This window comes from Micromonospora sp. NPDC005197, assembly GCF_040608295.1.
Lineage (GTDB): Bacteria > Actinomycetota > Actinomycetes > Mycobacteriales > Micromonosporaceae > Micromonospora.
In genome coordinates, this window is the sequence record NZ_JBEXHY010000071.1 from 21,972 (window position 1) to 29,186 (window position 7,215).

The 7,215-nt window shown below is 71.6% G+C and carries 8 protein-coding genes; 5 read left to right on the forward strand and 3 right to left on the reverse strand.

Going from position 1 to position 7,215, the window contains the following annotated elements; translation table 11 throughout:
• Positions 1–49: 49 nt before the first annotated feature.
• From ABZU46_RS21345 to rarD, 3 genes are all read left to right on the forward strand, one after another.
• Positions 50–436: a phage holin family protein gene (locus ABZU46_RS21345; RefSeq protein WP_234584566.1), complete on the forward strand. Its 387-nt coding sequence runs from the start codon at positions 50–52 to the stop codon at positions 434–436.
• Between the two features lie 119 nt (positions 437–555).
• A complete protein-coding gene (locus ABZU46_RS21350) occupies positions 556–1,053 on the forward strand; it encodes a GNAT family N-acetyltransferase (protein ID WP_354860432.1) in 498 nt (165 codons plus the stop codon).
• Positions 1,050–1,976, forward strand: a complete 927-nt coding sequence (gene rarD, locus ABZU46_RS21355) for an EamA family transporter RarD (protein ID WP_354860433.1) — start codon at positions 1,050–1,052, stop codon at positions 1,974–1,976. The genes ABZU46_RS21350 and rarD overlap by 4 nt, the downstream gene beginning before the upstream one ends.
• Before the next feature lie 42 nt (positions 1,977–2,018).
• On the opposite strand, the gene ABZU46_RS21360 is transcribed toward rarD, so the two are convergent.
• Positions 2,019–2,738: a zf-HC2 domain-containing protein gene (locus ABZU46_RS21360; RefSeq protein ID WP_354860435.1), complete on the reverse strand. Its 720-nt coding sequence runs from the start codon at positions 2,736–2,738 to the stop codon at positions 2,019–2,021.
• Positions 2,735–3,229 carry a sigma-70 family RNA polymerase sigma factor gene (locus tag ABZU46_RS21365; protein WP_234584867.1) on the reverse strand — a complete coding sequence of 165 codons (495 nt, stop codon included), beginning with the start codon at positions 3,227–3,229 and terminating at the stop codon, positions 2,735–2,737. Before ABZU46_RS21365 ends, ABZU46_RS21360 begins: the two co-directional genes overlap by 4 nt.
• Positions 3,230–3,466: 237 nt before the next feature.
• On the opposite strand from ABZU46_RS21365, the gene ABZU46_RS21370 reads away from it, so the two are divergent.
• The gene (locus ABZU46_RS21370) at positions 3,467–5,593 is read left to right on the forward strand and encodes a PhoX family phosphatase (protein WP_354860436.1); all 2,127 of its coding nucleotides are present in this window, start codon (positions 3,467–3,469) and stop codon (positions 5,591–5,593) included.
• Positions 5,594–5,703: 110 nt separating this feature from the next.
• Here ABZU46_RS21370 and ABZU46_RS21375 read toward each other — a convergent pair whose 3' ends face one another.
• Positions 5,704–6,486 (reverse strand): IclR family transcriptional regulator C-terminal domain-containing protein, encoded by a 783-nt coding sequence (locus ABZU46_RS21375; protein WP_354860437.1) that lies wholly within the window; start codon positions 6,484–6,486, stop codon positions 5,704–5,706.
• A gap of 154 nt (positions 6,487–6,640) precedes the next feature.
• Between ABZU46_RS21375 and ABZU46_RS21380 the strand changes: the two genes are divergently transcribed.
• The coding region (locus tag ABZU46_RS21380) for an MFS transporter (protein ID WP_354860438.1) at positions 6,641–7,215 on the forward strand (575 nt) is incomplete at its 3' end.

Sequence of the window (7,215 nt, forward strand, 5' to 3'; positions counted from 1 at the left end):
GTCAACTGGCGGGTTACGCCGGTGAGTGGTCCGTGGCACGATCCCGGCCATGGGTTTTCTGAAAGGGTTGCTGATTCGGCTGGCCACCACGGCGCTGGCCTTCTGGTTGGCCACACTGCTCATTCCGGGCATCGACCTGGAGTCGACCTCGGCGGTGGAGACGGTCACCACGCTGATCCTGGTGGCGGTGATCTTCGGTGTCGTCAACGCGGTGCTCCAGCCGGTCATCAAGACCGTCGGCTGCGGCTTCTACCTGCTCACCCTGGGTCTCATCGCGCTTGTGGTGAACGGGCTGCTGTTCCTGCTCACCAGCTGGATCGCCGACCAGGCCGGGCTGCCGTTCTCGGTGGACGGCTTCTGGCCGGCCGCCGTGCTCGGCGCCCTGTTCGTGAGCATCGTGACCTGGATCCTCGGCGCCGTTCTCGACCGGGACTGACCGGCGACCGACCACCACCGACCCGCACCGCCCGGCTCCCGATGGGCCGGGCGGTGCGGCGACCAGAGTTCGGGAATTGGCGGGTCTGCGAGCCGGTCGGGTTGGCTAGCCTCGCAGGCGTGTTCTCGCTAACCCGCGCCGACGGCCACCTGATCAGCACCGATCCCGCCCGGCTCGACCTGGACCGGATACACCACTGGCTGTCCACCGACGCGTACTGGGCGCTGGGGCGTGACCGGGAGACGGTCGTGCGGGCGTTCGCCGGGTCACTGCCGTTCGGCGTCTACCGACCCGGGGACGGCCGCCAGGTGGCGGTGGCCCGGGTGGTCACCGACGGCGCCACCTTCGCCTGGCTCTGCGATTTGTACGTCGACCGGGCCTTTCGGGGCCTCGGGCTGGGTGGTTGGCTGGCCGGCGCGGTGCGCGACCACCTGGCCGAGCTGGGCGTACGCCGGATCCTGCTGGCCACCAACGACGCGCACGAGGTGTACGCGCGGGTCGGCTTCACCCCGTTGGACGTTCCCCAGCGGTGGATGCAGCTCGACCGGCGGCCACCGGTGACTCCGATCACCGGAAAGGAACAAAGCGGAGGTTCACCCCTTACGGTGGAGGCGTGACGCCACTCCGCCTGGGATACCTCTACGGCATCGGTGCGTACCTGCTCTGGGGTTTCTTTCCGCTCTACTTCAAGCTGCTGCGGCCCACCGGCCCGCTGGAGGTCCTGGCCCACCGGATCGTCTGGTCGGTGCTCTTCGTGGCCCTGCTGCTCGGCGCGCTGCGCAACATCGGCTTCCTGCGGGCGCTGCTACGCCGCCGCCGGACGGTCGCCGGGATCGTCGCCGCGTCCGCGCTGATCGCCATTAACTGGGGCATCTACATCTACGGAGTCAGCTCCAACCGGGTGGTGGAGACCGCGCTCGGCTACTTCATCAACCCCCTCGTGGTGGTGCTGCTCGGGGTGACGGTGCTGCGGGAACGACTCCGCCCGGCGCAGTGGGTGGCGCTGGGCATCGGCGCGTCGGCCGTCGCGGTGCTCGCCGTCGACTACGGCCGGCTGCCCTGGCTGGCCCTGAGCCTGGCGTTCAGCTTCGCCGGCTACGGCCTGATCAAGAAGCAGCTCGGGTTGCCCGCCGCCGAGGGGCTCTTCGTCGAGTCGGCGGTGCTGGCGCTGCCCGCGCTGGGCTATCTCGCCTGGCTGAACCGGCATGGCGGGTTGACCTTCGGGCACGTCTCGGCCGGGCACACCGCGCTGCTGGTGCTGGCCGGCGCGGCCACCGCGATCCCGCTGCTGCTCTTCGCCGGGGCCGCCAACCGGCTGCCACTGACCGGCCTCGGCATGATCCAGTACCTGGCGCCGATCCTCCAGCTCGCCTGCGGCGTGCTGATCTTCCACGAGCCGATGCCGCCGGCCCGCCTCGCCGGCTTCGCACTGGTCTGGCTCGCCCTGGTGGTCTTCACCGCCGACGCTATTCGCCAGGCCCGTCAGGCCCGCCAGTCCCGCAGCACCCCTCGTCTCCCGAGCCCCGTCCCAACCCCCTGACCCACCCCGCCCTGGCCGTGCCCCCGCGATGGGGCGCGCGGGTTAGGGGACCGCGTACGTCAGCAGGGGGGTGCCGTCGGATCGTTGGAGTTCCACGCTGACCAGCTCGGCGTCGGTGAAGCGGGTGACGCCGGTGAAGCTGAGGTCGTCGCCGGGGGCCGCCAGCCAGGAGCCGATCTGCTCGCTGCTGCCGTTCGGGCCGTGCGCCACCAGCCGGAACGGGTACGCCTTGCCGTAGCTCGTCCGCGCGTCGTACCCGCAGTGCATGGTCACCTCGGTGCCCCACTTGCTGCCGGCCAACCCGATCTCGGCGTGCACCGGCCCGGCGGTGGCCACCGGCCGCATGGCGACCATCGACACCTGCGGGGCGGGGCGGGTGCCCTGTGCCCCCGGGGTGACCGGCGGGGCGACCGGTCGGGGCAGCACCGCGGCCGTGCCGACACCCACCACGAGGGCGAGCGCGGCGGCGGCCAGCGTGGTGAGGGCGTACCGGCGACGGGTCGCGGCGCGCTCGCGGCGCCGGCGGCTCCGGGCCTCCTCGAGCAGCGCGGGCACCCGGGGCGGGGACGGCGGCGGCAGGAACTGCTCCAGGCCCGCCGGGTCGAGGCGACCGAGCAGTCCGGGCAGGACGGCGATCTCGGCGACCGCGTCCCGGCAGGAGGCGCAGCCGGCGAGGTGCCGCTCGTAGGCCGCCCGCTCGGCGGGGGCCAGGGCACCCAGCACGTACGCGCCGTCGTCGTGCGCGAACTCGCACCGAGTCATCCCGTCACCCCCATCTCGGCCAGGACCAACCGTAGTGAGCGCAGGGCGTAGTGGGTGCGCGACTTCACCGTGCCCGGCGGCACGCCCAGCCGCGACGCCGCCTCGGCCACCGACCGCCCCTGGTAGAAGCATTCGACAAGCACTTCGCGGTGGGTGGGGCTGAGACGGTTCAACGCCTCGGCGACGGTCCACGCCTCCACCGCACGCTCTGCCTCGTCGACCACCTCGGGCGGCTCGGGCAGCTCGTCGGTGAACACCTCACCGACCCGGGTGGACCGTCGCCGCCAGGCGTCGATGGCCAGGTTACGGGCGGTGGTGAACAGCCAGGCGCGTACGGAGCCGCGTCGCGGGTCGAGGGACTCGGGGTGCCGCCAGGCCCGCAGCAGCGTCTCCTGCACCAGGTCCTCGGCCCGCTGCCGATCGCCGTTGACCAGCCGCAGGGCGTGTGCGTACAGCGCCTCCGCGTGCTCGTCGTGCAGCGCCCGCAGCAGTTGGGCGTCATGGTCGCTGATGGCGGTCTCCTCACTTCCGGGCGCGCGTCCGGCGGTGTGTCCGCTCGGGAATACGTGCGGTCACGCCGAACGGTTCAGCCCGAGGTCGGACCGCTGGTCCCCACGCAGGTGTTCACGCCCGGTTCACATTGCGGCCGACGACCGCTCACCACGTCCTCCTAGCGTCCGGCTGGTACGCCGCCTGTCGTGCCACCGACTTTCCTGGAGGCCACTGAGATGAGCGACCGTCCCCGGCTGCTCCCCCTGTTGACCGGTAACCGTCATGGCACCCGTGACGCCATGACCTGTCTGTACCGCTGCGGCAACGCCTGTGACCACCCCGTCCCGAACACGTCGGACAACGCGTACTTCGGCGACGTGGTGAACGCGGAGGTCTCCCGGCGCGGCGTCGTCCGGGCCGGCGCGGTCGGCGCCCTGGTCCTCGGCTTCGGTGGCGCGGCGGCCGGCGCGCTGGCCGGCGCGGCCCCCGCCGCCGCGGCCCCCGCCACCCCGGACGTGCCGGAGGGCTTCGGCTTCGGCCGCCCCGCCACGGGCGTCGGCAGCGGCGCGCTGACCTTCAAGCCGATCCCGCCGAACAAGCTGGACACCCTGGTCGTGCCGAACGGCTACGACAACGCCGTGGTGATCAAGTGGGGCGACCCGGTGCTGCCGGGCGCGCCGGAGTTCGATCTGCACCACCAGACCGCCGCCGCCCAGTCGAAGCAGTTCGGCTACAACAACGACTTCGTCGGGGTGCTGCCGCTGGACAAGCAGGGCAGGCGGGCGCTGCTCGTGGTCAACCACGAGTACACCAACGAGGACCTGATGTTCCCCGGCTTCCCCGGCCTGGACGGGCTCTCCGTGGAGCAGCTGCGCACGGCGATGGCCGCGCACGGTATGTCCGTGGTGGAGTTGGAGCGGGTCGCCGGCACCGGGCAGTGGAAGCCCGTGGACAACGGCCGCCGGCCGTACAACCGGCGGGTCACCGCGCTCAGCACCAAGTTCGACCTGACCGGCCCGGCCGCCGGCTCGGCCTGGCTGAAGACCGCGGCCGACCCCAAGGGCCGTACGGTCGTCGGCACGCTCAACAACTGCTCCGGTGGCGTGACGCCGTGGGGGACGGTGCTCTCCGGCGAGGAGAACTTCAACCAGTACTTCGTCGGCGCGGACGCCGCTCCGGCCGACCTCAAGCCGAAGCTGGACCGCTACGGCATCACCACCGCGTCCCGCTACCCCAGCGGCAGCCGTAAGTGGGAGCGCGCCGACGAGCGCTTCGACCTGGCCAAGCACCCCAACGAGGCGCACCGGTTCGGCTGGGTCGTCGAGATCGACCCGTTCGACCCGGAGAGCCGCCCGCGCAAGCACACCGCGATGGGCCGCTTCAAGCACGAGGGCGCGAACGTCATCGTCGCCAGGGACGGGCACGTGGTCGCGTACATGGGCGACGACGAGCGGTTCGACTACCTCTACAAGTTCGTCTCGGAGAAGAAGTTCCTGAAGGGCAACTCCTGGGCCGCCCGCAAGCACAACCTCACGCTGCTGGAGTCCGGCACGCTCTACGTCGCGCAGCTCGACCAGACCAGCGCGGGCGAGATCGACGGTTCGGGCACACTCCCCGCCGACGGCGCGTTCAACGGCCGGGGTCGCTGGATCAAGCTGGTCAGCGGCAACCGCTCGTTCGTCGACGGGATGACCGCCGCGGACGTGCTGACCTTCACCAGGCTCGCCGGCGACAAGGTCGGCGCGACCAAGATGGACCGCCCCGAGGACGTCGAGCCGAGCCTGCTCACCGGCAAGGTCTACGTGGCGCTGACCAACAACACCGACCGGGGCAAGGCCGGCAAGGCGGCGGCCGACGAGGCCAACCCGCGCAACGCCAACAAGCACGGGCAGATCCTGGAGCTGGTCGAGGACCGCAACGACAACACCTCAGAGACCTTCGCCTGGTCGCTGCCGATCGTCTGCGGCGACCCGACCGACCCGTCGACCTTCTTCGCCGGGTACGACAAGACCAAGGTCTCCCCGATCTCGTGCCCGGACAACGTCGCCTTCGACGCCACCGGCAACCTGTGGATCTCCACCGACGGCAACGCGCTGGGCAGCAACGACGGCCTCTTCGCCACCGCCGTCGAGGGTCCCGAGAAGGGTCACCTCAAGCAGTTCCTCACCGTGCCGCTCGGCGCGGAGACCTGCGGCCCGTTCATCACCGGCGACAACCGCTCGGTCTTCGTCGCCGTGCAGCACCCGGGTGAGATCACCGGCGCGTCGGTGGAGAACCCGGCCTCTAACTGGCCGGACGGCGACTACGCCAAGCCGGGCGTGGTGGTCACCTGGCGCCTCGACGGCGGCCCGGTGGGCAGCTGACGGTGCTCCCGCGGCCGGCAGGCCGCTGACGTTGCTCCGGCGGTTCGGCGCTGGACCGCCCCGAGAGGCCCTCTCCCAGCCCGGGAGAGGGCCTCTGGGCATCCGGCGGGTCAGTGGTCGGCGGCGATGCCGTCGGCGACCGTGCGGGCGACGGTGAGCAGCTTGGCCCGGACGACCCGAGCGGAGGTCATCATCTCGCTCGCCGGCAGGGCGCAGGCCAGCACGACCCGACGTTCCATGTCCTTGTCCGGCGTGACGAGCACCGCCGCGCAGGCCACACCCTGGCGGAACTGCCCCAGCTCCAGCTGCATCCCGCGCCGGTCGCCGGCGGCCAGGTCGGCCTCGAACGCCTCGGTGGTGGTCAGCGTCGCGGTGGTGAACGAGCGCATGCCGTACTCGCGCAGGTAACGGAAACGCTGCTCGGTGGTGAGGGTGGCGAGCAGGGACTTGCCGAGGGCGGTCGCGTGCGCCCCCTCGTCGAAGCCGGGGACCAGGTCTTCCAGGTAGGGCGAGCGGTGCCCCTCGGCCACCGCCGTGATGGCGACCTGACCGCCGACGAAGCGGCCCAGGTAGTGGCTGTAGCCGGTGTCCACGGCGGCCCGACGCAACGTCTCACCGACCACCGGCGGGCCCCGGAACGCGGTCACCAGCTCGCGGTAACGGTCGGCCACCTCCAGCCCCACGATGTACGTGCCGTCCTCCCGACGGATCACGTAGCCCTCGTACGCGAGCGTGCGGACCAGGTGGTAGGTGGTGGCCACGGTCAGCTCGCACCGTCGGGCGATCTGCTTGACGGTCAGGCCCTTCGGAGCGCGACCGACCGACTCGAGCACCCGCAGTGCTCGGGACACGCTGCGGATCAGGTCCGAGGGTTCTGCCAAGGGGTCGCGCACAACCACCTCCGCCGCCGGGGACTTACACCATATGAAAAACAGGCCGGGTGCGAAATGCCTGTTCGGGTCGAGGATGCCAGATCACCATCCACTCCTCGTAGGCCACTGGTCACCGGGAGTGGTCCGAGTCTGACTCGCGTAGGTTTGCCGGACGATGACCAACACCGCCCTCACCCCCGCTGAAGACCGCGCCCGGACCCGCCCGATCCGGGCCAGTGCCGGTGCCGTCGCCACCACGGTGGCCTGCGTACTGCCCGTCTTCCTCCTCGGCGGCCTCGCCGTGCAGATGGGAGCGGACCTCGGGTTCTCCCCGGCCGGGCTGGGCCTGGCCGTGTCCGTCTACTTCGGCGTGAGCGCGCTGGCCTCGGTGCCCTCCGGCCGGCTCGTCGAGCGGTACGGGCCGGCCGTGGTGGCCCGCTGCGGCATCGTGCTGGCCTCCGGGTCGATGCTGGCCGTGGCGGCGGTCGCCCGCTCGTACGAGGTGCTGCTCGCCCTGCTGGCGCTCAGCGCCGCCGCCAACGCCCTCGGCCAACTGGCCAGCAACGCCGCACTGGCCCAGCATGTGCCCCCGAACCGGCAGGGGCTGTCGTTCGGTGTCAAGCAGGCGGCCATTCCGGTCTCCACCCTGCTGGCCGGCGCGGCGGTGCCCACCATCGCGCTCACCGCCGGGTGGCGCTGGGCGTTCGTGGCCGCGGCCGTCGCGGCGCTGACGACGCTGCCGGCCGTACC